General features: G+C 55.1%; 22 protein-coding genes and 2 pseudogenes. 7 read left to right on the plus strand and 17 right to left on the minus strand.

From position 1 onward, the window contains the following. Nucleotides 1–32: 32 nt before the first annotated feature. Nucleotides 33–566 (minus strand): DUF1836 domain-containing protein, encoded by a 534-nt coding sequence (locus HMPREF0721_RS08235; protein WP_040640003.1) that lies wholly within the window; start codon nt 564–566, stop codon nt 33–35. A gap of 365 nt (nt 567–931) precedes the next feature. Further along, entirely contained in the window at nt 932–1,822 is an 891-nt protein-coding gene (locus tag HMPREF0721_RS08240; RefSeq protein WP_006599235.1) for a hypothetical protein, read from the minus strand. Nucleotides 1,823–2,150: 328 nt separating this feature from the next. On the opposite strand from HMPREF0721_RS08240, the gene HMPREF0721_RS08245 reads away from it, so the two are divergent. Together HMPREF0721_RS08245 and HMPREF0721_RS08250 are read left to right on the plus strand one after the other, a co-directional pair. After that, entirely contained in the window at nt 2,151–2,669 is a 519-nt protein-coding gene (locus tag HMPREF0721_RS08245) for an ECF transporter S component (protein ID WP_040640004.1), read from the plus strand. Continuing rightward, on the plus strand, nt 2,666–3,403 hold the full coding sequence (locus tag HMPREF0721_RS08250) for an AIR synthase related protein (protein WP_006599238.1): 738 nt from the start codon (nt 2,666–2,668) through the stop codon (nt 3,401–3,403). The genes HMPREF0721_RS08245 and HMPREF0721_RS08250 overlap by 4 nt, the downstream gene beginning before the upstream one ends. A gap of 48 nt (nt 3,404–3,451) precedes the next feature. Here HMPREF0721_RS08250 and HMPREF0721_RS08255 read toward each other — a convergent pair whose 3' ends face one another. From HMPREF0721_RS08255 to HMPREF0721_RS08270, 4 genes are all read right to left on the minus strand, one after another. Then, nucleotides 3,452–4,321, minus strand: a complete 870-nt coding sequence (locus HMPREF0721_RS08255) for a patatin-like phospholipase family protein (protein ID WP_006599239.1) — start codon at nt 4,319–4,321, stop codon at nt 3,452–3,454. 77 nt (nt 4,322–4,398) lie between these two features. Then, nucleotides 4,399–5,046, minus strand: a complete 648-nt coding sequence (locus HMPREF0721_RS08260) for a potassium channel family protein (RefSeq protein WP_006599240.1) — start codon at nt 5,044–5,046, stop codon at nt 4,399–4,401. 25 nt (nt 5,047–5,071) lie between these two features. Further along, a complete protein-coding gene (locus tag HMPREF0721_RS08265; RefSeq protein WP_341349324.1) occupies nt 5,072–6,454 on the minus strand; it encodes a TrkH family potassium uptake protein in 1,383 nt (460 codons plus the stop codon). Nucleotides 6,455–6,618: 164 nt separating this feature from the next. Then, entirely contained in the window at nt 6,619–7,476 is an 858-nt protein-coding gene (locus HMPREF0721_RS08270) for a methylenetetrahydrofolate reductase (protein WP_040640005.1), read from the minus strand. A gap of 142 nt (nt 7,477–7,618) precedes the next feature. On the opposite strand from HMPREF0721_RS08270, the pseudogene HMPREF0721_RS12435 reads away from it, so the two are divergent. Further along, nucleotides 7,619–8,086: pseudogene (locus tag HMPREF0721_RS12435) on the plus strand (N-acetyltransferase family protein); the annotation flags it as partial. 6 nt (nt 8,087–8,092) lie between these two features. Then, entirely contained in the window at nt 8,093–8,869 is a 777-nt protein-coding gene (locus HMPREF0721_RS12440) for an MBL fold metallo-hydrolase (RefSeq protein WP_242821890.1), read from the plus strand. A gap of 37 nt (nt 8,870–8,906) precedes the next feature. Here HMPREF0721_RS12440 and trxA read toward each other — a convergent pair whose 3' ends face one another. Next, nucleotides 8,907–9,215, minus strand: a complete 309-nt coding sequence (trxA, locus tag HMPREF0721_RS08280; RefSeq protein WP_006599244.1) for a thioredoxin — start codon at nt 9,213–9,215, stop codon at nt 8,907–8,909. Nucleotides 9,216–9,396: 181 nt separating this feature from the next. After that, nucleotides 9,397–10,188, minus strand: a complete 792-nt coding sequence (locus HMPREF0721_RS08285) for a DNA alkylation repair protein (protein WP_006599246.1) — start codon at nt 10,186–10,188, stop codon at nt 9,397–9,399. 151 nt (nt 10,189–10,339) lie between these two features. Here HMPREF0721_RS08285 and HMPREF0721_RS08290 point away from each other — a divergent pair, with 151 nt between their 5' ends. After that, nucleotides 10,340–11,698, plus strand: a complete 1,359-nt coding sequence (locus HMPREF0721_RS08290; RefSeq protein WP_006599247.1) for a sodium-dependent transporter — start codon at nt 10,340–10,342, stop codon at nt 11,696–11,698. A 51-nt stretch (nt 11,699–11,749) separates the two neighbouring features. Further along, nucleotides 11,750–13,123 carry a sodium-dependent transporter gene (locus tag HMPREF0721_RS08295; RefSeq protein ID WP_006599248.1) on the plus strand — a complete coding sequence of 458 codons (1,374 nt, stop codon included), beginning with the start codon at nt 11,750–11,752 and terminating at the stop codon, nt 13,121–13,123. 257 nt (nt 13,124–13,380) lie between these two features. On the opposite strand, the pseudogene HMPREF0721_RS08300 reads toward HMPREF0721_RS08295, so the two are convergent. Then, nucleotides 13,381–14,380: pseudogene (locus HMPREF0721_RS08300) on the minus strand (aldo/keto reductase). 84 nt (nt 14,381–14,464) lie between these two features. Here HMPREF0721_RS08300 and HMPREF0721_RS08305 point away from each other — a divergent pair. Further along, on the plus strand, nt 14,465–14,908 hold the full coding sequence (locus HMPREF0721_RS08305; RefSeq protein ID WP_006599251.1) for a MerR family transcriptional regulator: 444 nt from the start codon (nt 14,465–14,467) through the stop codon (nt 14,906–14,908). A 210-nt stretch (nt 14,909–15,118) separates the two neighbouring features. Here the strand turns inward: HMPREF0721_RS08305 and HMPREF0721_RS08310 are convergent, their stop codons facing one another. From HMPREF0721_RS08310 to metG, 8 genes are all read right to left on the minus strand, one after another. Then, a complete protein-coding gene (locus HMPREF0721_RS08310) occupies nt 15,119–15,751 on the minus strand; it encodes a flavodoxin family protein (RefSeq protein ID WP_040640417.1) in 633 nt (210 codons plus the stop codon). 136 nt (nt 15,752–15,887) lie between these two features. Beyond that, nucleotides 15,888–17,369, minus strand: coding sequence for a 4Fe-4S dicluster domain-containing protein (locus HMPREF0721_RS08315; protein WP_006599253.1), 1,482 nt, complete (start codon nt 17,367–17,369; stop codon nt 15,888–15,890). A 288-nt stretch (nt 17,370–17,657) separates the two neighbouring features. Further along, nucleotides 17,658–18,107, minus strand: a complete 450-nt coding sequence (gene sufU / locus HMPREF0721_RS08320; protein ID WP_006599254.1) for a Fe-S cluster assembly sulfur transfer protein SufU — start codon at nt 18,105–18,107, stop codon at nt 17,658–17,660. After that, on the minus strand, nt 18,097–19,332 hold the full coding sequence (locus HMPREF0721_RS08325; RefSeq protein WP_006599255.1) for an aminotransferase class V-fold PLP-dependent enzyme: 1,236 nt from the start codon (nt 19,330–19,332) through the stop codon (nt 18,097–18,099). The genes sufU and HMPREF0721_RS08325 overlap by 11 nt, the downstream gene beginning before the upstream one ends. Next, a complete protein-coding gene (locus HMPREF0721_RS08330) occupies nt 19,329–20,387 on the minus strand; it encodes a SufB/SufD family protein (protein ID WP_006599256.1) in 1,059 nt (352 codons plus the stop codon). Before HMPREF0721_RS08330 ends, HMPREF0721_RS08325 begins: the two co-directional genes overlap by 4 nt. 5 nt (nt 20,388–20,392) lie before the next feature. Beyond that, the gene (sufB, locus tag HMPREF0721_RS08335) at nt 20,393–21,802 is read right to left on the minus strand and encodes a Fe-S cluster assembly protein SufB (RefSeq protein WP_006599257.1); all 1,410 of its coding nucleotides are present in this window, start codon (nt 21,800–21,802) and stop codon (nt 20,393–20,395) included. Between the two features lie 28 nt (nt 21,803–21,830). Then, nucleotides 21,831–22,592 (minus strand): Fe-S cluster assembly ATPase SufC, encoded by a 762-nt coding sequence (sufC, locus tag HMPREF0721_RS08340; RefSeq protein ID WP_006599258.1) that lies wholly within the window; start codon nt 22,590–22,592, stop codon nt 21,831–21,833. 236 nt (nt 22,593–22,828) lie between these two features. Next, nucleotides 22,829–24,784 carry a methionine--tRNA ligase gene (gene metG / locus HMPREF0721_RS08345; RefSeq protein ID WP_040640419.1) on the minus strand — a complete coding sequence of 652 codons (1,956 nt, stop codon included), beginning with the start codon at nt 24,782–24,784 and terminating at the stop codon, nt 22,829–22,831. Nucleotides 24,785–24,838: the final 54 nt, after the last annotated feature.

The raw sequence follows: 24,838 nt of genomic DNA on the forward strand, positions 1-24,838 counted from the left end.
GGCCGGTTCCCGGCCTTTCTTTGTCATGATTTCTATCCCAGCGCGTCGCCGTTCAGCACGTGCAACGATTTTTCCACATAAATCTTGTGCGCGATGGCCACGACAATATTGCGCAGCAAAATTTTTTCCGGTGCTTCTTCCGCCTTGTGCGGCAATGGCGCAGTCCCCGGCAGCGCTTCAATGTCAAAAACCAAATTCAATTGATTTTTCAGGGAGCGGCACAGAAAAAGATAGGCCGTTTTCGTGTCGTAGGTTTCCTGTTGAATATCGATCAAACAGCTGATGTTCTCAATGGATAGAATGGTCTTCGCCACCGCGATGAAAATTAAATGGGCGATCTGATCCCGGTAATATTGTTTTTTAACGGGCTTGTCCACCAGGCCTTTTTTCACGTAGTTGCTGATCATCGAACCCGTCACTTCCCCTTGGCCGAGGGGCGCCAGATGGCCACTGATATAGCGGGCCACCTGTTTCAAATAAAGCCCGACGTCCGGAATTTCTTCATAGGTTGGCAATTCAAAAGTCTTTATTTCCTGAATGGTCGGGTGATTTTTCTCCCAATGCATCGTTGTCCTCCTTAATTCTACCGCCATTATAAAAATGGCCGGGCTGAAAGTCAATCACGGGTGCCGATGCGGCGGTACCGCCCCGATCGGGTCCTGCCCGATGCCCGCCGCCGGCCAAGGTGATGAACGCCACCTCACTAAAGCCGATCGCCGTGATTGCCTGCCTTGACTTCCTTCTGTTCTGCGCAAAAGTCTTCCCTTCGGTCGCAGCGCCGCAGAGACAGGCCTAAATACCAACACGGGCGATATACGTGCCGATACCTCGCTGGTGCGTATGGTTTTCTCTGCCATGGTATCCCCTCATTTCTTCATGTGCTGCCGCTTACCGAAACCTCTTCGGCAGAATGTGTCGTACTTCTGCACAGTCAGGGGTTGTCATGCAGGAAGATGCGCACCGGGTAGCCCAGCTCTTCGGAGAACTTCCTCTCGTAAGCAGGGATGATCCTGTCCTGAATATAGAAATGCCAGCTTGTATCATCCCGCTCGTATATTTTATTTCGCTCCTTGACGCTGCGCGACTCATCATCTAACCTCTCGTCTTCAAAGGTGAGCCACAGGACAAAGCACTCGGCCGGAGCCCGATCGTTGGTGGGGCCGTCGGGGTCGTGGCTTCCAAGATCGCAGTACAAAACTTCGTGGGATTTGCGGTCCTTATCCCAAACGCCATACTCCCCCTCATACCTCGTGAGCTCTCGGTAGGTGCGCTTGGCGAGGGCGGCGAGCTCTTGCCTGCCCGCCTCGTTATCTAAAGACCGGGAGCGCAGGGTGGCGATGTCCTTTAGAGACAGGCGCTCGATGCGCAAATTGCTCCTCAGGTACAGGTAGGGCGAAGAAAGGTGTGAACGGCTTCGGAACCACTTCCAAATGGTGTCTGCCGCATCGCCCGTCTGCACGTCGTAGCCCGGGATGCCCTTCGCCGCAAGCTTCGCGTCAAGGCCCTCGATGTCGAGCGTCTGCTTCAAATAGAGCGACAGGGCCCGATCGTATTTCCTTTGGAGCTTGAGATAGCTCGCGTCCGGCCCGTCATCCTTCGAGCAAATGCCCCGCTCCTTTGCGAGCGCGAAGTCGTAGTCGTAGTCCATCTGGTGCTTCAGGTGCTTGAAATTATTGATCTCCCTGATCTGTTTGCCCGTAGGCTCAGGGCGCGTTGCCGTTCTCATAAAACCATTCCCGCCCTTCATAATGAAAAACCACGCAATGGCGCCGAACGTCAGCGCAATTAAAACGCACTTATGCCGTCTCCTCATATTATTCATAATTCGCCTCCCGTATGCGTGTGAAGCGCATCCCTGCAAAAAGAATCTGGAAAGGCGCGTCGCCCGTCGGCAATGACCAAAAAGCGGCAGTCGATTTTAATCATCGGGAACGCCGATCCCCCAGCACGCTGCAAATCCGAGCCACCCTGAAAACCGCCGCGGGATGCGTCAATTGATCTTTCGTTTTATTCTCTCACTTGTTCGGTCTTCGCCTTTCTGCACCGCAGCTGACAGCGCTTTTAAAACTATTTTATCTTTTATTATAGCAAAATCCTGCGTTGTTTTTTCATTTTTTCATGTTAGAATACTCATAAAAAAGGAGATTTTTATGAATAAACAACTCAACCGTACACAGCAAATCGTTTTCGCCGCGTTATTTATCGCGCTCTCATTCGTCGGGGCCAACATTAAAATCATGGGCTCCGTCGCTTTTGACTCCTTGCCTGCTTTCGTCGCCACCCTCGTTTTGGGCTGGGGCTGGGGCGCCGTCATCGCCCATATCCTTACTGCGGCGACTTCGGGCTTTCCACTGACGCTGCCGGTGCATCTGATCAACGGCGCAATGATGGCCGTCACGATGATCGCCTTCCACGTCACCATCGGCTTCTGCCTGAAGCGCCGCATGAATCCCGTGCTTGCCTATGTGCTCGGCTGCATCGCGGCCGTGATTTTTAACGTGCCCATCGCCCTGCTGGCCGCCTCGCCGATTCTGTCCTTTGCTGTGGCCATGGCCTATGTGCCCGCGCTGATTCCGGCGGCCATTCTTAACGTGGCCATCGCCACCATTGTTTACAGCTTCTTCCCGAAGAAATACCAAAGCCTAAGCCCCGTCGGACACGAAGCATGAGCCTGAAGCGTTACCGCGATCTTTCCCTGGCGGCCGTGCCGGGGGGCACCATTGTGGTCGCGGCCGACAGCTGCGCCGCCACCGGCGAAAAGAGCGGAGACGCGCTGCCATGCCCGCCTTATCACTGCGGGCGGGTTTCCGCCCGGGTCGTGCTCTTCGAACTCCTGTGCATCGGCGCTCAGGTGCTGGTCATCGCTGATGGCATCTGTGCCGAGATGAACCCCACTGGTCTCGAAATCATTCGCGGCTTTACCGACGAACTTAAGCGCGCGGATCTCCCCGCCGATATCCTCACCGGCTCCACCGAAGAAAATTTCCCCACGGTGATGACCGGCGTCGGCACGGCGGGCATCGGCTATTGCCCGGGCCCGTTTACCCCGCCGGTCTGTCATGCCGGCGATGCGGTTGCCTGTCTCGGCGCGCCCATCGTCGGTGCGGCTTTTCTGACCGCCCGAGACGGCGATATCGCCACCTATGAACATCTGCGCAAGTTGAGCGCCGATGTCGCCGTGCGGGAACTCGTTCCCGTCGGCTCGAAAGGCATCGCCTACGAAGCCGAGAACACCGCCGCGCTCCACCAGCTCGCCCTGCAATGGGATGCGCACATCCCGCTGAATTTAACGCAATCCGGCGGCCCGGCCTCCTGCGTCGTCGTGATTTTAACCGGCGACGCCTTTGAAGTCTATCGCCGCATCCTGCCGCTCACGCGGCTGGGCGTGCTCACACAAAAGTAATCCATTCTTCAAAAAGCCACCCGCATAACCGGGTGGCTTTTTGATGATTTATTTCCCGAGCACATCTGCTCGCTGCCCGGCCATAAAGCTTTTAAGCGCCGGCAGGCAGGCTTCCACTGTTTCACGGCCAATTTGATAAACCGCCTCCAGCTTTTCGGCATCATGGCACATATGCCCGATGGGCAGCGCCGCTTTGGGGCGGATCACAAAGGCCGCTCCCGCCGCTTCCCGGCGGCGCACATAGGCCAGGGTTTGGTTATAAGCCCAATGCCGGTCGGCCAGTGCCGCCACAACCCGGGGATAGGCTTTGAGCCGCCACCGAAACAGGGGCATCATCCGATTGGGCTTTTTAATATAATCGGCAGGCTGGGTCAGCACCACCACGTTCTTCTCGTAGCCCATCCTCTCGAAAGTGCGCAGCGGCACCGAGTCGCTGATGCCGCCGTCCAAGTAGCCCCGCCCGTCAATGGTCACGATGCGGGACACCAGCGGCATCGACGCCGACGCCCGCAGCCATTCCAGACTTTCCTCCGCGTCGTCGCAGCGATGAACCACCGGCTCGCCCGTCGCCACATCGGTGCACACCGCATAAAAAGGCAGCGGATTGGCATCATAAGCTGCCCGATCAAACAAATCCAAACGATCCGGCAGCTCGTGATAGCAGAATTCCCCGCCGAAAAGATCTCCCGTTTTTATCAGGGAGCGCCAGCCGCAATACCGCGGATCTCTGCAGAAGCGCTTATTGTAGCGAATCACCCGGCCGGGCTGCCGGGATTTAAAGTTGCAGCCGAAGGCCGCCCCTGCCGAAACGCCGATCACCCCGTCAAAGTCGATGCCGCGTTCCATCATCACGTCGATGATCCCCGCCGTGAACAGGCCGCGCATCGCGCCGCCTTCCAAAATCAATCCTGTCTTCATCTCTCACCTCGTCGTCTTTTTTCTCTCAATCATCCTGATCGTGCGCATCAAAAAGAGCCCCGGTTCGGGGCCTCCACTCAAAGTTTGAGCAATTTTTGAATATTCTGAATTTCTCCCAGCACCAAAATGGTTTCGTCACCCGTCAGCACCAGGTCCGGCGAAATATTCACATCCATCTTATGATCGCACTTGATGGCCATGATGTTGATACCGTAGCGCCGGCGCACGTCCAGCTCGTCAACCGTCTGATTTTTCCAGCTTTCCGGCACCGCCAGTTCAAAGATGGCGTGCTCGTGGTCGAGTTCAAAATAGTCGAAAATATGATCTGACGAACAACGGATGGCGATCCAGTCGGCCAGCTGCCGCTCCGGATAAACGATCTGATCCGCGCCGTTGCGCAGCAAAAATTTTGCCTGCACGTCTCTGGCGGCCCGGGCAATCACATATTTCGCTCCCAGCTCCTTGAGCAGCGACGTGGTTTCCAGCGATCCCTGAAAATCGTCCCCGATGGCGACAATACACACATCAAAATTGCGGATGCCCAGCGATTTTAAAAATTCGTTGTCTGTGCTGTCGCCGATCAGCGCACTGGTGACGTAGGGCAGCACTTTCTCGACTCGATTTTCATCCTGATCCACCGCCAGCACTTCCTGATTGAGCTCGTTCAGCTTTGCCGCCACATGCCGGCCGAAGCGACCCAGGCCAATTAACAAAATAGATTTCATTTGCGACTCCTTTTATTCGAATGGATTAACCGACCGTAATGGGTTCCTGGGGCCACTGCGAATGGCTGTGGTTGCCCCTTGACACGGCAAAGATCACCGTAAGACCGCCGACGCGGCCGAAATACATCAGCAGCACCAAAATGAAACGGGACACCAGCCCGAGCTGGGGCGTGATGCCCAGGGTCAGGCCGACGGTGCCGATGGCCGAAGCGGTCTCAAACAGGCAGGTCAAAAGCGAAATGCCCTCGATTCGGCTGATGATCATCCCCCCGCCGACACAGAGCATCACGTACATCAAAAAGATCGCGGCTGCGGTTCGGACAACATCCTCCGCCACCCGCCGGTCAAAAAAGTGAATGCTGCCCGACTGGCGAAACACCGCCAGCGATTCCGCCGCGAGCACGGCAATGGTCGTGGTTTTCATGCCGCCGGCCGTGGATCCGGGGGACCCGCCGATGAGCATCAGCACGATGAACAGACCAACGCCCACATCGCTGAAGGCCAGCAAATTCACGGTGTTAAAGCCGGCCGTTCTCGGCGTTACCGCCTGGAAAAACGCCGCCAAAAAATGGCCGCCGGCCGCAGACGGCAGCGCCTGGGCTTCCCCGGAATAAAAATAAAGGGTCGGCAGCACGAGCAGCACCACCGTCACGGTGATCGCCACCTTGCTCTGCAGGCGGTAGGCCTTGAAATGCAGCCGATGGCTGGCCACGTCATCCCAGACGAGAAACCCAATCCCGCCCACGATGATGAGCCCCGCAATGGTGAGGCTGATCACCGGATTGTTCACGTATTGCACAATGGAAGAAAACTTGCCGTTGACCCCCATCAAATCGAATCCCGCGTTGCAAAAGGCCGAAATCGAATGGAACACCGCATACCAAATGCCCTTGCCTATCCCGAAGTCGTGAATAAAGGTGGGCATCATGATCGCCGCGCCCAAAAGTTCGATCATAATCGTCGTTCTGATGATGAAATTCGTCAGCCGGACAATGCCGCCCACCTGCGGTGCCGAGATGGAATCCTGCATAAAGGAACGCTGCATCAGCCCGATCCGCCGGCCGGAAAGCCGCACCACTGTCACCGCCATGGTCACAATGCCCAGCCCGCCGATCTGGATCAGCGAAATGATCACGGCTTGCCCGAAGGCCGTCCAATAGGTGCCCGTGTCCTGCACCACCAGCCCCGTCACGCACACGGCGGAAGTCGAGGTGAAAAGGCTGTCGGCAAAGGTCGCCCCGCCCGGTTCCCGGCTCGCGACGGGCAGCATCAGGAGCAGCGCGCCGATTAAAATCACCGCCGCAAATCCAAGCACGATAATCTGTGACGACGTGATGTGCCGCCGGAGTTGTTGCCTTCTCGTCAGTTCTTCTTTTCTAAATTGCATCCCCATGCCTGATTTCTTCATTTTTTCGGACCTTCGGCCCAATAATAGAGCCATTATATCACGCGACGTCAAGAGGTCAAGCGCGGCCGCCGATTTTTAATGCGCTTTCGATCCGTCGGGCCTTTCTTTTTTCGGGCACATAAAAAGGCCCGCTCTGAAAAGCCGGACCTTTGGGGCGCCGTCTGTTATTTGCCCAAGATCGCCTTTAAATTATTCTGAATATCCCGGGCGACATCGGGCTTATTCATCGAGTATACGTGGACGTGGTTGATGCCGTTGGCGAAGAGGTCGACAATCTGCTGAGTCGCGTAAGCGATGCCCGCTTCGTAAATCGACGCCGGATCGTCCCGGAAGTGATCGACCATCGCCAGGAACGGTTGGGGCATGAACGCGCCGGAAAGATCCACCATCCGGGCGATCTGGGCGGCGTTGGTCACCGGCATGATCCCAGCCACCACCGGTACGTGAATCCCCGCTTCCCGGATCTTATACATGAAATTATAAAACAGCGCGTTGTCAAAGAACATCTGCGTCGTCAGAAAATCGCAGCCCGCATCGACCTTTTCCTTCAAATGGCGGATATCGTCCTTCTGGCGGGCATTCTCCGGATGACCTTCGGGATAGCAGGCCGCGCCGATGCAAAAATCCCCGGCCGCGCGAATGTCCGCGATCAGCTGGGTGGCGTAGCGGTACTCCCCCGGCACATAATCCGCCGGCAGGTCCCCCCGCAGGGCAAGGATATTCTCGATGCCCGCCGCTTTAAGCTCCGCCAGGCGTGCCCGCACCACCCGCCGGTCGCTGGAAACGCAGGTCAGATGGGCCAGGGGTGTCACCCCCAGGCCCGCGATTTTTTTCGCGATGGTCGTCGTGTACTGGCTCGTGCCGCCGCCGGCGCCGTAAGTCACGCTCATATAAGCCGGCGACAGCGCCGCAATTTCCCGCACCGCCTGTCCCACCGATTCCAGCCGGGCGTCCGTCTTTGGCGGGAACACCTCGAAGGAGAGCATCGGCCGATCCGTTCGCAATTGATCCTTTAATTTCATTTTGATCCTCACGTTCTTCACATATTAAAATGATGGGTGAATTATAACACATTGGACTTTTGCGCGTAAAGGCCGGCGCTTTTGATTCTTCGCGCCGTTTATGATACGCTAACGGCAATATCACCGATCAAAGGAGACCTTTATGCAGATTCAAGCGCTCTCTGAAGCCACCCTCGCAGCCGCCGCTGCCGTCTGGAACAGCGTTGTCAAAGACGGTATGGCCTTTCCCCAAACCGACGTCCTCGATGCGGACGCCGCCCGCGCATTCTTCGCCGGGCAGTCCTTCACCGGTGTGGCCCTCGACGGCGACGCCGTGGCCGGCCTTTACATCCTCCATCCCAACAACATCGGCCGCTGCGGCCACATCGCCAATGCGAGCTACGCCGTCGCGAAACACCGCCGCGGCATGCACATCGGCGAAGCTCTCGTGCGCCACAGCATCGCCCAAGCCCAAGCCTTCGGCTTTCGCATCCTGCAATTTAACGCCGTCGTCGCGAGTAATGCCCCGGCCCTCGCCCTCTACCGAAAAATCGGCTTCACCCCGCTGGGCACCATCCCCGGCGGCTTCCGCCTGAACGACGGCTCCTACGCAGACATCATCCCCCATTGGATCGATGTGACCGCCGAAAAAACATCCTGCACGGGCGCCGATAAGATCCGCCGCCTGGGCACCCCGGCGCGAGGCAGCTGGCTTCTGATCCGCCGGGGCAAACACATCTTAATCGACACGGGTTATCCCGAGGACTGGGACGGCTTTTGTGACGGCCTTGCCGCACTGAATCTGACGCCTGACGATATCGATTTTCTGTTTCTGACCCACGCCCACGACGATCACGCCGGCTTTGTGAACCGCCTGCTGAAAGGGCGCGCAATCCGGGCCGTCGCAGCCCAAAAGGCCCTTCCCGGACTGCGCCGCGGACAAAACGGCCCCGGCGGCGGCGCGCCGGACACAGCCGCCATTGCCGCCTGCATGCAAATGATCCGCGAAGGGCACGGCGCCCATCGTTTCCCGGCGCTCACCCCTGAAGCCGAGGCGCATTTTCTTTGGGTTGCCCCCGGTCAAACAGCTGAGGCCGAAGGCCTGCTCGATGGAAAAATCGTCTTTCTTCCCGGCCACACCGACGACAGCATCGGCCTGCTCACGCCGGCGGGTGCCCTCTTCTGCGGTGACGCAGCCCAGGACCGCCCCGATACCCCGATGAAAACCACCATCTGGATCGGCGATCTGCCGGCTTACCGGAAAAGCTGGCAGCAGATCATTGATTTGGCGCCCGAACAGATTTATCCCGGCCACGGCGAACCTTTCGCGCCGACGCTTTTGCCGGCGCAGCTGGCCTCCCTCGAAGATCTTGTCCTGCTGCCCATGCCCCGTGTGCACAAAAAAAAGAACTGAAGCAGTCGCTTCAGTTCTTTTTTTCATGGATTACCGTTTATGCAAATAATGCGACGATTTTTTCCTTCGGCACCGCCCCCACCTGGCGCTGTGCGATTTCGCCATCTTTAAAAACAAGCAGCGTCGGGATGCTCATAATCTGAAACTGCTGTGCCAGTTCCGATTCTTCGTCAACATTGATCTTCCCAACCTTCACTTCGTCATGTTCTTCGGCGATTTCGTCCACCAATGGGGACACCATTTTGCACGGCCCGCACCAGCTGGCCCAAAAATCAACCAGTACCGGCTTATTGGATTGCAGCACTTCGCTTTCAAAGTTATCTTTTGTCAATGTTACGACGCTCATTTTTATTTCTCCTTTTTAATGCCATTTTCGTATTGAACTACGATTTCACGCTGATGATCTTATCATCTTTTTCTGAAAAAAAACTGATGCTCCTCTTTGTTGGTCATCTTCTATTTGATGCAATTAATTATAGCACGCTTTTTATATTTGTCTACTCTTTTTTTATTTTTTGATCGCGCTCTCATCCATTCTTAAGCTGTCGCTCTTTTAACGCGAGCCGCTCCGCCTTTTTTAGCATGCGAAACCGCGCCTTATCTTCCGCGCTGACCTTGCGGGATTCGACAAGCTTTTGATACGTCAGCAGCCGCGTATCCGCCGCGAGCCGGTTATCCGTCAGGTAATGATCGATCCGCTTTGGAAAGACCGCATAAGCCGTGGCCAATGCCCAGGCGATGCCCATGCGCACATAATAATGTTCCTGGGGCATGGCATCGAAAGCCGCGAACCACCGAGGCAGATCTGCCTCGGTGCAATAATAACGCATCAGCAGTCCGATGCCGAAACGCTTTGTCCAGGGATTTGCCGATGCCAGCCAGACGGCGAGGGGCACTTCAAACCGCTCGCGGTTCTCGCTCACGGCCTTGAGCTCCCCGGCGAAGCCGTCGCAGAGCGACCAGTTGTCAATGTGGGGAACGAAAGCCGCCACCCGGGGCAGCAATACCGCTTCGGGCCAGGGTGTCTGGCCGATGAGCATCGCTGCGAGCATCTGCTCCTCGAAAATCGGCGCTCCCGTATCCGCCAGCACCGCGTCGAGATAATCCGGGCCGGCATCGGCCTTTACCATCTGCTTCGCCAGGCGGCGCAGCTTCGGAATGCGCACGCCCAGCAGCCGATCCTGGGAGAAAGGCCGCCCCTCGGGAAAAGCGGCGGCATCGTCCGGGCAGCGCGGCAAGAGTCTTCGGCTAAAGTCGCGATAGGCGGGCTCGGCCATATCGGTTAATTGTTCATAGATCGTTTCTCGGTTGAAGTTCATGAGCCTATCATAAGCGCCGATCTTTAAGTCCGCCTTGAGCGCGTGCGCCGCGCCGATCCGTCATTTTATCGCCCGCCGCGTGAAATCTTGATGACGCCAGCTTAAACTTATGCTAAAATGAGAGCATTCTGATTAGAAAGTCTTAAGGTTTATGGAACGCGAAAAATTTTCAACCCGTTTGGGGTTTATTCTAATTTCGGCCGGCTGCGCCATCGGCCTCGGCAATGTGTGGCGTTTTCCCTACATCACCGGCCGCTACGGCGGCGGTGCTTTCGTGCTGATTTATCTTTTCTTTTTGTTTTTCCTCGGGATGCCGGTGGTCATCGCCGAATTTGCCGTGGGCCGGGCCAGCCAGAAAAGCGTGGCCCGCTCTTTTGACGTATTAGAGCCCGAAGGCAGCCGCTGGCATCTGTTTAAATGGTTTGCCATGGCCGGCAATTACCTGCTGATGATGTATTACACCACCATTTCCGGCTGGGTGCTGCTTTACTTTTTCAAGACGGCCCGAGGCGATTTTGCCGGGCTCTCGAGCCGGGGCGTCGCGGCGGCTTTTGGCGCCACCACGGCAAGCCCTGTGATTTCGGTTGTCTTCATGGCCATCATGGTTATACTGAGCTTCGGCATTTGTGCCGGCGGTCTGCAAAACGGCGTCGAAAACATCGTGAAGGTCATCATGATCTGCCTGCTCGCACTGATGGTGGTGCTGGCCGTCAACTCACTGCTGCTGCCCGGGACAAAGGAAGGGCTGACCTTTTATTTAAAACCGAACTTTAACAATCTCACCCGCCACGGCTTGTCTAAAACCATTTTTGCCGCCATGGGGCAGTCGCTGTTCACGCTGGGGGTGGGCATCGGCTCGATGGCGATCTTCGGCTCCTACATCGACAAGCAAAAACGGTTGGCCGGCGAGGCGCTCAACATCGCGGTACTCGATACCGTTGTGGCGCTTTTGGCCGGGGTCATCATCTTTCCCGCCTGCTTTTCCTACGACATCGCCCCGACTTCCGGGCCATCGCTGCTCTTCATCACCCTGCCCAATGTCTTTAACCACATGCCCCACGGAAGGCTTTGGGGCGCGCTGTTCTTTTTGTTTATGACCTTTGCCGCCGTCTCCACCATCGTCGCCGTGTTTCAAAACATCGTGGCCAATTTTCGAGATATGACAGGCTGGTCGCTCAAAAAGACCTGTGCGCTGCACGCGGTGCTGCTGATGCTGCTGTCGCTCCCCTGTACCCTGGGCTTTAATGTGCTCAGCTTCGTGCATCCCCTCGGCGCCGGCTCCACCATTTTGGATCTGGAGGATTTCATCCAGAGCAACAACGTAGTCTCTCTGGGCAGCATCGTCTACGTCGTCTTCGTCACCTCCCGCTACGGCTGGGGCTATGATGGCTTCCTCGAAGAGGTGAACACCGGCACCGGCCTGCGTTTCCCCAGGGCCGGCCGCATCTATATGACCGCGGTGCTGCCGCTTTTGATCTTCAGCATTTTTCTCTGGGGCTATCTCGGCTAAGCGTCCAGCGCTTTTAAAAAAACTTCATCCCATACAAAGAAAGGATTTTTTATGGACAACCACAACCGCGAGCAATTTTCGTCCCGCCTCGGCTTTATTCTGATCTCGGCCGGCTGCGCCATCGGCCTCGGCAACGTGTGGCGCTTCCCTTTCATCACCGGGCAATACGGGGGCGGCGCCTTCGTGCTGCTTTATATTTTCTTTCTGATCATCCTGGGCCTGCCCATCATGATCGTGGAATTTGCCGTGGGCCGCGGCAGCCAGAAGAGCACGGCCATGTCCTTCGACACACTGGAACCCAAGGGCACCAAATGGCATTGGTACAAATGGCTGGCCATGGGCGGCAATTATCTGCTCATGATGTATTACACCACCATTTCCGGCTGGATGATTCTCTATTTCTTCAAAATGCTCAAGGGCGATTTTTCAGGTTTGAGCTCCAAGGGGGTCGCGGCGGTCTTCGCCGCCACCACCGGCAACCCGGCGATTTGCGTGGCCTTCATGATCCTCACCATCGCCGCCGGCTTTGCCATCTGCGGCGGCGGGCTCCAGGGCGGGGTCGAACGCATCGTCAAGGTGATGATGGTCGCTCTGATTCTGCTTATGATCGTGCTGGCCGTCAATTCGCTTTTCCTGCCCGGTGCCGGCAAGGGACTCGCCTTTTATCTCAAACCTAACTTCGCCCATATGGCTCGGGCCGGCATCGCCAAAACCGTCTTTGCCGCCATGGGCCAGTCCTTTTTTACGCTGAGCATCGGCATCGGCTCCATGGCCATCTTTGGCTCCTACATCGGCAAGGACAAGCGCCTGCCCGGCGAAGCAATGACCATCGCGGGGCTCGACACGCTGGTGGCCATCTTGGCCGGGATTATCATCTTTCCGGCCTGCTTTTCCTACAACGTGAAACCCACCGCCGGGCCGTCCCTGATTTTCATCACCCTCCCCAACGTGTTTAACCACATGCCCAACGGCCGGCTCTGGGGCGCGCTGTTCTTTCTTTTCATGTCCTTCGCGGCCATGTCGACGGTGATCGCCGTGCTGCAAAACATCGTCGCTTACGCCACCGATCTCACCGGCTGCTCGGTCAAGAAGGCCTGCGTGATCAACACCGCGGTGATGATTCTGCTCTCGCTGCCCTGCGCCCTCGGCTTCTCGCTTCTTTCGGGCATCCATCCGATGGGCATCGGCACGACAATTCTCGATCTCGAGGATTTTATCCTCAGCAACAACCTGATGCCCCTGGGTTCGCTGGTGTATCTGTTCTTCTGCGTCAGCCGCTACGGCTGGGGCTACGACCGTTTTATCGCCGAGGTCAACGAGGGCATCGGCCTCAAACTGCCCCGTCATAAAGTCGTCCGTTTTTATTTGACTTATATCCTGCCGCTGATCGTGCTCGCGGTGTTTGTCGGCGGGTATCTTCTGTGAGCATCATATGTGGTTTGGCAAGCTTCATGTTTTATCATCAATTTTAGTCGTCAGAGGCTGTCTAATCCTGCGGTGGTGACGATACTGTCCCCATAAACTTAAGACACAAGAAAAACACTCCTGATTCTTGTCAAATAGAATTAGAAGTGTTTTTCTGCTGTCCTACTATTGGAGTGCAATGCCAACAATTTCAAGTTTTTTACTTCATTAAAAATACTAAGTAAAGATAAAATAACCCTGTTGTTCTGATAGCATTTCTATTTTTTAAAACAAATACTTCGGCCGCCAATCACCGAACCTTTCGGCATAATCTCTTCTATACGGAATAAGTCTTCCGCTGTCAGTGTTACATCGACCGATGCAGCGTTCTGTTCAAGATAGGATATTCTCTTTGTCCCAGGAATTGGCAATGCACCGTTAGCCATTGTCCAGGCAATTGCAAGCTGGGACGGCGTGCAGTTTTTTTCATTAGCCATCTCTGTTATCCTGTCGACTAATTCAAGGTTCTTATCAAAGTTTTCAGGCTGAAAACGCGAAATTTTTCTGCGGAAATCATCTTCTGCAAAATCCTCATATTTCCTGATAGCACCGGATAAAAATCCTCTACCTAAAGGACAATAAGCCACAAACGTAATGCCCAGTGCATTTACTGTAGGAAGTACTTCTGCCTCTGCATCTCTGCTAAACAGAGAATACTCTGACTGCACAGCCGAAATCGGATGCACGGCATGTGCTCTGCGAATCTGTTCAGGTGTAGCCTCAGAAAGACCGATTGCACGAACTTTTCCTTCCTTCACGAGTTCTGACATTGCTCCGACAATTTCCTCAATCGGAACATTTGGATCGACACGATGCAAATAATATAAGTCCACATAATCTACGCCCAAGCGTGTCAGGCTCCTGTCGATCGCTTCCTTCACATATTCCGGGCGGCCATTTATTCCCTGATAGTTAGCTTCAAAACCAAACTTAGTTGCAATAACTGCTTTCTCACGGCGGTCTTTCAATGCTCTGCCGAGCAATTCCTCATTATGTCCATCTACCATATACATCAGCAGTATCAAGTAAGGTTATGCCAATATCAAGTGCACGATGAATGGTGCGGATAGATTCTTCATCATTAATCTGATCGTACACAGGTGACATTCCCATCAGGCCAAGGTCAAGAGCGGAAACCTCAATATCACTATGCCCAATTTTTCTTGTCTTCATTATTCCATCATCCTTTCTGAAATGACAATATTGTTTTATGATCATTTATTGATAAAATGTATTATATTATCTAAACCCAACTTTAGGTCAAGGTTTTTTAGACTTTTTATCACATGAAAGGAATCACACATGTATACGATAGGGCAGGTTTCCAAAATGTTTAATATACCCATATCGACACTGCGCTACTACGATAAGGAAGGCTTATTTCCAGGCATAAAGCGCATTTCCGGTCAACGTAAATTCTCAGATGACGAATTAAAATCAATACGTGTTATCGAAACTTTAAAAAATGCAGGTATGAAGCTTAAAGACATACGACAGTATATGCAATGGTGTGCCGAAGGAGATTCCACATACCCCAAGCGCCTGAATCTGTTCGAAACACAACGCCAAAATCTTGAAATTCAGATACATCTTCTAGAAAAAAGTATGGCTATGATAAAATTTAAGTGCTGGTACTACGATCAAGTAATTAAAGAAGGCTCTTCAGAAAATATTATAAAAATGGTTCCAAATCACCTCCCTGATGAAATCCAGAGGCTCTATGATTTCACTCATGATATAGATTAAAAAGTAGCTGACTTATCTCTAACCTGACAAAAATCAGACAAAATTGCATTCTGAGTACGAAAATAGCCTAGAAACACTGGTTTCATAGGCTCTCCGCTACTTCTTTATCTCAATTATTTTACTTCTGTAAAAATAACAGTGGATAACCAAAGATAAGCAAAAATAATCCCCCGTTTCGATTATAAAATCGAGACGAGGGATTTTTTATTTCTAACGGATAAAATTGGTTGGCGCGCCGGTTTCCGGCGTCGGGACCGCAATTTTTTCCCGGCGCCCCGCTTCAATGCATTGGAGCAGCCAGGCCATGTTCTTGCCCAGATTGCGCATGGTCCGAAGGCCCTCCAGATCCTCTTCCACCTGGGCCGGGGTGTGCCCGTGCACTTCCGGCCAATAGGAAGCGCTGACCACCGGCATGTGGAACAAGCCGTAATACTTATTCATCTGGTCCAGGGCCGCCACATCGCCGGCTCGGCGGCAGGACGCCACCGACGCGGCCGGCTTGTGATCGAAGATACCGTTTTTGGCGTTGTTCGATGCGAAGAAGACCCGGTCCATGAAGGCCTTCATCTGGCCGCTGGCCGACGCAAAATACACCGGCGATCCAAAGACAAACCCGTCGTAAAACTTGGCAATATTGATAAAATTGTTGACCACATCGTCGTACACACAGGCCTGATTCTTGGCACACAACCCACAGGACAGGCAGCCGGCGATGGGTTTGTTTTCAATCCAGAAAATATCCGCGACGACCCCTTCGGCGACCAGAGACGCCTGCACTTCCTGGAGCGCGCGATCGGTGCAGCCGTGCTGATGCGGGCTGCCGTTGACCAATAAAACTTTCATGCTTTTGCCTCCTCTTTCCACTTCTATTTTAAAATCCCCTCCGGGCGCTGTCAATCGGATTTTCCAGGGCGCGCAAAATGCGCCCACGAAAAAACCGCCGGAGGTCCGGCGGTTCATTTCAGATTTAATCACAGGCTTATTCTACTGGTTTTTTGAGCGGCACCGGCAGCGGTCCTTCCCGATGCATGCTGAACTTGCTCAGGTCGTATTGGTCGAGATTTTCGCTGATGGTGCGCCCGTCCGCCGCTTCGATCATCTGATCGCGCACCTTCATCGCCTTACGGCTGGTGTCGTGGGCGCTCGGCCCGTGGGAACAGCCGCCGGGGCAGGCCATCCCTTCAATAAAATCCTCCTGCAGACGTCCCTTGGCCAGCATCATCAGTGCAGTTTTGCATTCCTTGCCGCCGCTGACCCGCTTGATGCTCAGCTCCTCGTCGTGGCCCATTTCGTGAATGTACTGCACACAGGAATCGGCCACGCCCACATCGGCATAGCGCTTGCCGTACGTCGAGGCGCGCTGATAATCTTCTTCCATCGGCGTCAGCTCGATGTCCTTGGCGCGCATCAGGGCATGAAGCTCGCTGAAGGTGAGAGCAAAGTCCGCGTTGCCGGGAATCTTCTGGTCGATGATTTCCGATTTTTTCGCCACACAGGGCCCGACGAACACCGTCAGCGCGTCAGGGTGCATGGATTTAATAAGCCGGGACAGCTCGCCCATCGGCGACAGCGCCGTCGACATATTGTCTTTGAGTTCCGGATACTGGCGCAGAATCATATTGACAAAGCCGGGACAGCAGGACGTCGTGCGCTTTTCCCCCTTTTGATACGCCTCGTACCATTCCGGGGCTTCCGCCGCCGTGGTCAGATCGCCGCCAAGCCCCACCTCCACAAAATCCGTGAAGCCGAGTTCCTTCATCGCCTTGCGCCAGCTGGTCATGGTGATGCCTTTGCCGAATTGGCCTTCCACCGCCGGCGCGATCATCACATACACCTCGCGGTCGCTTTGGATGGCCTTGATGACGTCGACGATCCAGCTTTTGGTGCTGATGGCCCCGAAGGGACAGCTGTGGATGCAATTGCCGCAGCGAATACATTTTTCTTCGTCGATCACCGACAGGCCCATCTCGTCATAGGTCAAAGCGTCCACCGGGCAGCTGTTTTTGCAGGGGCGCACCAGATGGGCAATGGCGTTATAGGGGCAGGCCGTGGCGCACATGCCGCACTCGCGGCATTTGTTGGCGTCGATGCGGGATCGTTTTTCCCCGGGATGAATGGCCCCGAAACGACAGGCGCTGAGGCAGGCTTTGCCCAGGCAGTTCTGACAATTATCTGTCACCACATAACTGGAAATCGGACAGTCGGCGCAGGCCGGCTCGATCACCTGGATGATATTGCCGTCGTCCTCAAGGCCTGGCGCCTTGCCTTCTGCCATGCGAATGCGCTGGCGTACAATTTCTCTTTCTTTATAAACACAGCACCGGTAGTGCGGGATCATCCCCGGGATGATCTTTTCCGGCAGTGTGTCCCGATCGCTTTCCAGTTTCCCTTCAAAAGCGAGCTTGGCAACCTGATACAGCACTTCGTGCTTCAGTGCAATAATACCACCGTCGTTCCCCACGATTTTTTCCTCCTTCTTTTTCGCGCTATTCAGCTTTTAAATGATCCGTGCAATTACAACCATTTTTCTCTTCTTTGATACTATTTTAACAAATTTTGTCAGAAAAGTATATGCCAAATTTTTAACGATTCTTCCCAATCAATCCGGTAATTTTTCCTTTTGTACGCAGGAATCATGACAAAAATTTTTCTTTAATGGTTTACATCTGATTATAAACAAAAAAGCCGAACTTTGCAATCGCAAAGTTTCGGCTTTTTAAACGAACAAAGCGGATTCGATCTCAAAAATTTATTCGGTGGTCGTCGGTGTGTCCTTGTCGCCGGCGATCATTTCTTCCAGGGTGTGCCACGCCAGCACCGCGCATTTCACTCGGGACGGCATGTGGGCAATGTCCTGCAGCGAGGAGGCTTCCTCCAGGGTTTCCATTTCTTCCTCGGAAATATCCTCCTTGATCATCCGCAGAAAGGTATCCGTAAGGGCGAGCGCCTCCTCTTTGGTCTTGCCGATGATCAGATCGAGCATCATATCGGCGGAAGCCTGGGAAATCGCGCAGCCATCGCCGCGGAACGCTCCGCCGGCGATCACATCCCCGTCCATTTTTAACTGCAGCCAAATATCATCGCCGCAGCTGGGGTTGACACCCTCGTGCACCATGTCGGCGTCAGGCAACTCGCACTTGTGCATCGGATGAAGGTTGTGATCCGTCAGCACTTCGTTATAAAAGGTTCTATTGTTCATAGCCCATTTCCTTTCTGATCCGCCCGAGGCAGGCCACCAGCCGGTCCACCTCTTCCTCGGTGTTATAAAACGCGAGACTGGCCCGGGTTGTCGAGGGAATCCCCAAATGCTGATGCAGCGGCTGAGCGCAATGGTGACCGGCCCGCACCGCCACCCGATTCTCGGAAAGAATGGCCGTGATATCGTGGGGGTGCACGCCTTCAAGCTTAAAGGTTAAGATGCCATGGTGTTCTTCCGGCTTGTCGGAGCCGAGCACCGTCAGATAGGGCACCCGCCGCATCTGTTCAAGGGCATAGGCCGTGAGAGCCGTCTCCCTCGCTTCAATGGTATCCATGCCGACGGCATTCACAAAATCAATGGCCGCACCGAGGCCGACAGCCCCGCCGGCGTTGACCGTGCCGGCTTCGAATTTATGGGGCAGCGGCGCGTACACGATGCGCTCGGTGGTGACCATATCGATCATTTCGCCGCCGGAGAGGAAGGGCGGCATCTTTTCGAGCCAAGCTTTTTTGCCGTAGAGCACGCCGATGCCCATGGGCGAAAACATTTTGTGGCCGGAAAATGCCAGAAAATCCACGTCGAGCGCCTGCACATCCACCCGGGAATGGGGCACGCTCTGGGCGCCGTCCACCACGATGACGATACCCCGTTCGTGGCAGATCTCGGCAAAACGCTTCACGTCGAGCACCCGCCCGAAAATATTGGACATCTGGGTGATGGCGACGATTTTGGTTTTTTCGGTGAGCGCCGCCATAAGATCCGCTTCCGTCACGGCGCCGTCCGCCGCGCAGTTCAGATATTTGACGCTCGCGCCCCTGCGCTCGGCCATCAGCCGCCAGGGCAGCATATTGCTGTGATGCTCCATGATGCCGACGACAATTTCGTCTCCGGCCCCGATCAAGCATTCCCCCAAGCTGAAGGCCGCAAGGTTCAGGCTTTCCGAGGCGTTGCGGGTAAAGATGATTTCCTCCGGCCGGCCGGCATGGATCAAATCCGCCGTCTTCTGCCGGGCCGCTTCATAGGCGTCGGTCGCCGCCAGGGACAAATCGTAGAGTCCGCGGAAGGGGTTGGCATTTTCCCGCTGATAATAATGATTAACGGCGTCCAGCACGGCTTGGGGCTTCTGGGTCGTCGCTGCGTTGTCGAGATAGGCCAGATCGCTGCCGGCGATCAGCGGAAACTGACTGCGGAGGGCTTTTAACTCTGCGGTTGTCAATGCGCTCATGCTTCCCCGCTCCCTTCCAGCGTTTTCAGCAGCGCCTCCCGGGTCACTGCGTCAGGAATGAGGCGGCACACCGCCGCGATGCGCGACTGCGCCATCATTTCGTAAATATCCGCCTGATTCATGCCCCGGCTTTCGAGATAAAAGAGCAGCTCGTCGTCCAGACGGCCGATGGTCGCCCCGTGGTTGCCCTCCACATCTTCTTCCGCGCAGAGGATCAGCGGGATGGTTTTGTTCACCACGGCGTCGTCCATCAGCAGCACATTTTCCTTTTCGTTGCCGACGCTGCCGCCGCAGCCGCGCTTGAAGTCGATGGTCCCGCGGAAGAGCTTTTCGGCCGTATCCCGCAGCACCCCGGAAGCGTTGATTTCGCTGTCCGTGTTTTTCCCCAGATGGTTGGCCACATAATTCATATCCAGCAGGCCCTGATTTTCCACCAGATAACCAATGTCCGCCTTCAGACTGCTGCCTTCCCCGGCGAGATCCGCCCGACAGCCCGCATAGGTCGGGCCGCCGTTCATCATGATGTGGATCACTTCCAGACGCCCGCCGGCGTCACAGCGGGCGCCCACGTCGTTGAACACGCGGATATGCTCACCGGCCCGGTGGATCTGCACCAGCCTGAGCCGCGCGTCCTCGCCGATCTGAATCTTGGTCTGCACCGCCAGCGTGCCCGCCGCCGCGTCGCCGGCGTAATCCATCACCGCCGTCATCGTGCTGCCGGCCGCCAGGGTAAACGCCGCGGCGCCGATCTGCTGCACGCCGCCCCGGGCCCGATAGCTCAGGCGCACCGGCGCATCCACCGCGCCCGCCGCCGAAAAGCACAGCACCCTGGCCGGCGCGACCAGCGCTTCCATATCCGGGCCCATGCCCGTCGATATGGCCGTCTTGCCCAACAGACTGTCCACCGTCGAAACGGCGGCCGGCACGTCCATCGTCGGAGTGATCTCTTCCGACATCGGCGCCACCGCCACCCGGGCATCGTTCATCTTCAGCCAGTTCCAGGTTTCCCCCGGCAAATGGTTGACCGTGAGGGTTTTGGTTGTTGTGTTTGTCATCGTCGTCACCCAATGGCCCCTTTCATTTCCAAGCGGATCAGGTTGTTCATTTCCACGGCGTATTCCAGCGGGAGTTCCTTCGAAACGTTATCCGCAAAACCGGAGACGATCATCGCCCGGGCGTCTTCCTCCGAGATCCCACGGGACATCAGGTAAAACACCGCGTCGTCGCTGATGCGCCCAATCTTGGCCTCGTGTCCGATATCCGCGTCCTGGGTGCGCACGTCCATCGCCGGAATGGTGTCCGAACGGGAGATGTCGTCGAGCATCAGCGAAGCGCAAGACACCGAGGACTTGGCTTCCTTGGCTTTGTTCGTCACCACCACCGAGGAGCGATAGGTCGAGATGCCGCCGTCCTTGGAAATGGACTTGGCATTGACCGCCGAAGTGGTCCGCGGCGCGTTGTGCACCACCTTCATCCCGGTGTCGAGATTCTGATCGTGGCCGGCAAAGGTGATTCCCGTATATTCCATCCGAGCGTCCGCCCCGTCGAGAATGGTCATCGGGTAAAGATAGGACACGTGGGAACCGAAGGACCCGGACACCCATTCCATCACGCCGCCCGCTTCGATTTTAGCCCGCTTGGTGTTCAGGTTATACATATTCTTGGACCAGTTTTCGATGGTGGAATAGCGCAGCTTGGCGTTCTTCCCGACAAACAGTTCCACTGCGCCGGCGTGCAGGTTGGCCACGTTGTACTTCGGGGCCGAGCAGCCCTCGATAAAATGAAGGTCCGCCCCTTCGTCGACGATGATCAGCGTGTGTTCAAACTGGCCGGCCCCCGGCGCGTTCAGCCTGAAATAGGACTGCAGCGGAATTTCCACCGAAACGCCCTTGGGCACGTACACAAAGGACCCGCCGGACCACACCGCCCCGTGGAGCGCCGCGAATTTGTGATCTCCCGGGGGAATCAGTTTCATGAAGTGATCCTGAATCATTTGGGCGTAGGGCCCGCGCAGAGCGCTTTCGATATCGGTATAGACCACGCCCTGCTCGGCCACTTCCTTGCGGACGTTGTGGTACACCAGCTCCGAGTCGTACTGCGCGCCGACCCCGGCCAGCGACTGGCGCTCTGCCTGGGGAATGCCGAGACGCTCAAAGGTGTTCTTGATGTCTTCCGGCACATCGGACCACTTGGCGCTCATCTGGGTCTTCGGGCGCACATAGGTCACGATATCGTCCATGTTCAGGCCGTCGATCGGCGGCCCCCAATTGTCTGCCATTTGTTTGCGGTTGTAGATGTCCAGGGATTTAAGGCGAAAGTCCCGCATCCATTCCGGGTCGTTCTTTTCCTTCGAGATCTCTTCGACGATTGCCGGCGTCAGGCCGTTGTCCACCTTGTAAAAATCCGTTTCTTCGTCCTTGATATCGTAAATCGACCGGTTGACATCTTCTACGTAAGTTTTTTCTTTCATTGCAATGCCTGTCTTTCTGGGCGCGTGTTTACCGTGCCGCCTTAGCCTGTTCGACAAATTTTTCGTAGCCGTGGGCGTTGATGTCATCCACCAGCGAGCCGTCGCCGTTGGCCACGATGCGCCCGTCCACCAGCACATGGGTATAGTCCACATGAAGGGACTCGAGGATCCCGGTGCTGTGGGTAATGATGAGCAGCGCGCCGTCTTCGTTCTTCTGGTATTCTTCAACCCCTTTAGAAACGGTGCGCACCGCATCGATGTCAAGGCCGGAGTCCGTTTCGTCCAAAATGGCAAGCTTGGGCTTGAGCATCAAAAGCTGCAGAATTTCCGCCTTTTTCTTTTCCCCGCCGGAGAAACCGACATTCAGATCCCGGTCGGCGTAGCTCGGGTCCATGTTGAGAATTTCAAATTCCTGCTTGAGCTGCTTTCTGAAATCCCAGAGCCGCACCCGTTCACCGGTCTGCTGCTCCACCGCGTTCCGGATGAAGTTCGACAGGGTGACCCCCGGCACTTCCAGCGGATTCTGGAAAGACAGGAAAAGGCCGGCTTTCGCACGGAAATCGGCATTTTCTTCAAGAATGGTTTTGCCGTCAAAGACCACATCGCCGTCGGACACTTCATAGCGCGGATTCCCCATCAGTGCATACCCCAGCGTCGACTTGCCGGCGCCGTTCGGTCCCATCAGGACATGGGTTTCTCCTCTATGGATATCTAAATCTATCTGATGCAAGATTTCTTTTTCGCCAACGTCCACCGACAGCTGACGAATTTTGAGTAATTGATCTGACATATATAACCTCCATGATCATCCGAGTGATAAATTCCGAGTGTTTTTGTCGGAATACAGCCATAAGTATATAACTTTCCCCCGGCTAAGTCAACAATTAAAATGCGCGAAAAGCCACTTTTTTAAAGGTTTTTTGATATGTTTTGACTAACTCTCCGCCGATTTCCAGGCATTAAAAAAGCGGTCCGAAGACCGCTTTCATTCACACACGACCCATGGCCATGATGGTTTTGATGCGTTTACCCCACAATCGATCCGGCGGGCATATCGCCATCGACGGTCAACACCCGAAGTTCGCCGTCTTTTTCAGCGGAAAGAATCATCCCGTTGGAGTCCATTCCCCGGAGTTTCACCGGTTTAAGATTCGTGCAGGCGATCACCTTTTTGCCGACCAAATCCTCCGGCGCATACCACTTGGCGATGCCGGAAATGATCTGGCGCTTTTCATCACCGAAGTCGAGTTGGAAAACCAAAAGCTTATCAGCGTCGGGATGTTTTTCGCAGCTCAGCACATCGGCTACTTTCATCTGAACCTTGCCAAAATCATCGATGGTGATCACACCGGGGGCCGTCGCTTTCTTGGATTGTTTCTTCGCTTTTTTAGCCTGCTTAGCCGCCGCCTGATCGGCCTTTTCTTTCTCCTTGGCCAGGGCTTTCACATCAATTCTCGGATAAAGAGGTTCGCAGCGTTCCACCTGGACACCCGATGGATAGCTTCCAAAATGCTGGATGCTGTCCCAAGTTGCCAAATCTTCCGGGATGCGCATCTGTTCCAAAATCTTGTCACTGGTTTCCGGCATCGGTGCCGCAATGAGCACCCCGACAATGCGCAGGGCTTCACTCAAGTTATAGAGCACTGCTGCCAAGCGAGATTTTTGGCTGTCGTCCTTACCCAAAACCCAGGGTTCGGTTTCATCAATATATTTATTGGCGCGGCCAATGAGCTCCCAAATACTTTCAAGAGCGCGGCTGAAGTCCAGCTTGTCCATCCATTTCGCGTAATTCTGGACCACGGCTTCTGCCACCCGGGCCAATGCATCATCATGATCGCCGCTCTGGCGTTCTTCAGGAATGGTCCCGTCAAAATATTTAACGGTCATGGCAACGGTTCTGGAAAGGAGATTGCCCAAATCGTTGGCCAAATCCGCATTGATATTCCCAACCAAAAGGTCTTCGCTGTAATTCCCGTCCGCGCCGTATTTCATTTCCTTGAGAACATGATAGCGCAGGGGGTCAACACCGTATTTTTTCACCAACTCGACGGGGTCCACCACATTGCCGATGGACTTGGACATCTTCCCACCTTTGAGGAGAATCCAGCCGTGACCATAAATGGTTTTCGGCAGGGGCAGATCCAGCGCCATCAGCATGATCGGCCAATAGATGGTATGGAAACGAATGATGTCCTTGCCCACCAGGTGCAAATCCGCCGGCCAGTAGCGATCCATCAGCTGGGGTTTGTCGTTGAGATAGCCCAGTGCCGTGATATAGTTCGACAGCGCGTCAATCCAGACATAGACCACATGGCCAGGATCAAATTCTACTGGAATCCCCCAGTCAAAGGACGTCCGCGACACACAAAGATCCTGCAAGCCTGGTTTGATAAAATTATTGATCATTTCCTTCTGGCGGGCCTCCGGCTGGATGAAGCCGGGGTGGCTTTCAATATAATCCAGCAGCCGGTCGGCGTATTTGGACATCCTGAAAAAATAGGCTTCTTCGGAGGCGCGTTCCACCGGACGGCCGCAGTCCGGACACTTGCCGTCCACCACCTGGGTGTCGGTCCAGAAGGCTTCGTCCGGGGTGCAGTACCAGCCTTCATAGCGCCCTTTATAGATATCACCCTGATCATAGAGCCGCTTGAAGATTTTTTGAACGCTCTTCACGTGATCCGCGTCGGTGGTGCGGATGAACTGGCTGTAATCAATATTCATCAGCTTCCAGAGTTCCTTGATCTTGGCCACGGTACCGTCCACATAGGCCTTGGGCGTCACGCCCTTTTCCTCGGCGATTTTCTGAATCTTCTGACCGTGTTCGTCCGATCCGGTGAGCATATAGGCGTCGTAGCCCTGCTGGCGCTTGAACCGTGTCAGCGTGTCCGCCGCCACGGTGGTGTAGGTATGGCCGATATGCAAATCCCCGCTGGGATAATAAATCGGCGTGGTCATATAAAAAGTTTTCTTCTCTTCTGGCATGGTGCACTCCTTTATTTTGGGCCGGCCGATGATCGATGGCCGGCACTTGTCCGC

Source organism: Pseudoramibacter alactolyticus ATCC 23263 (assembly GCF_000185505.1).
In the GTDB taxonomy this organism is placed as follows: Bacteria; Bacillota; Clostridia; order Eubacteriales; family Eubacteriaceae; genus Pseudoramibacter; species Pseudoramibacter alactolyticus.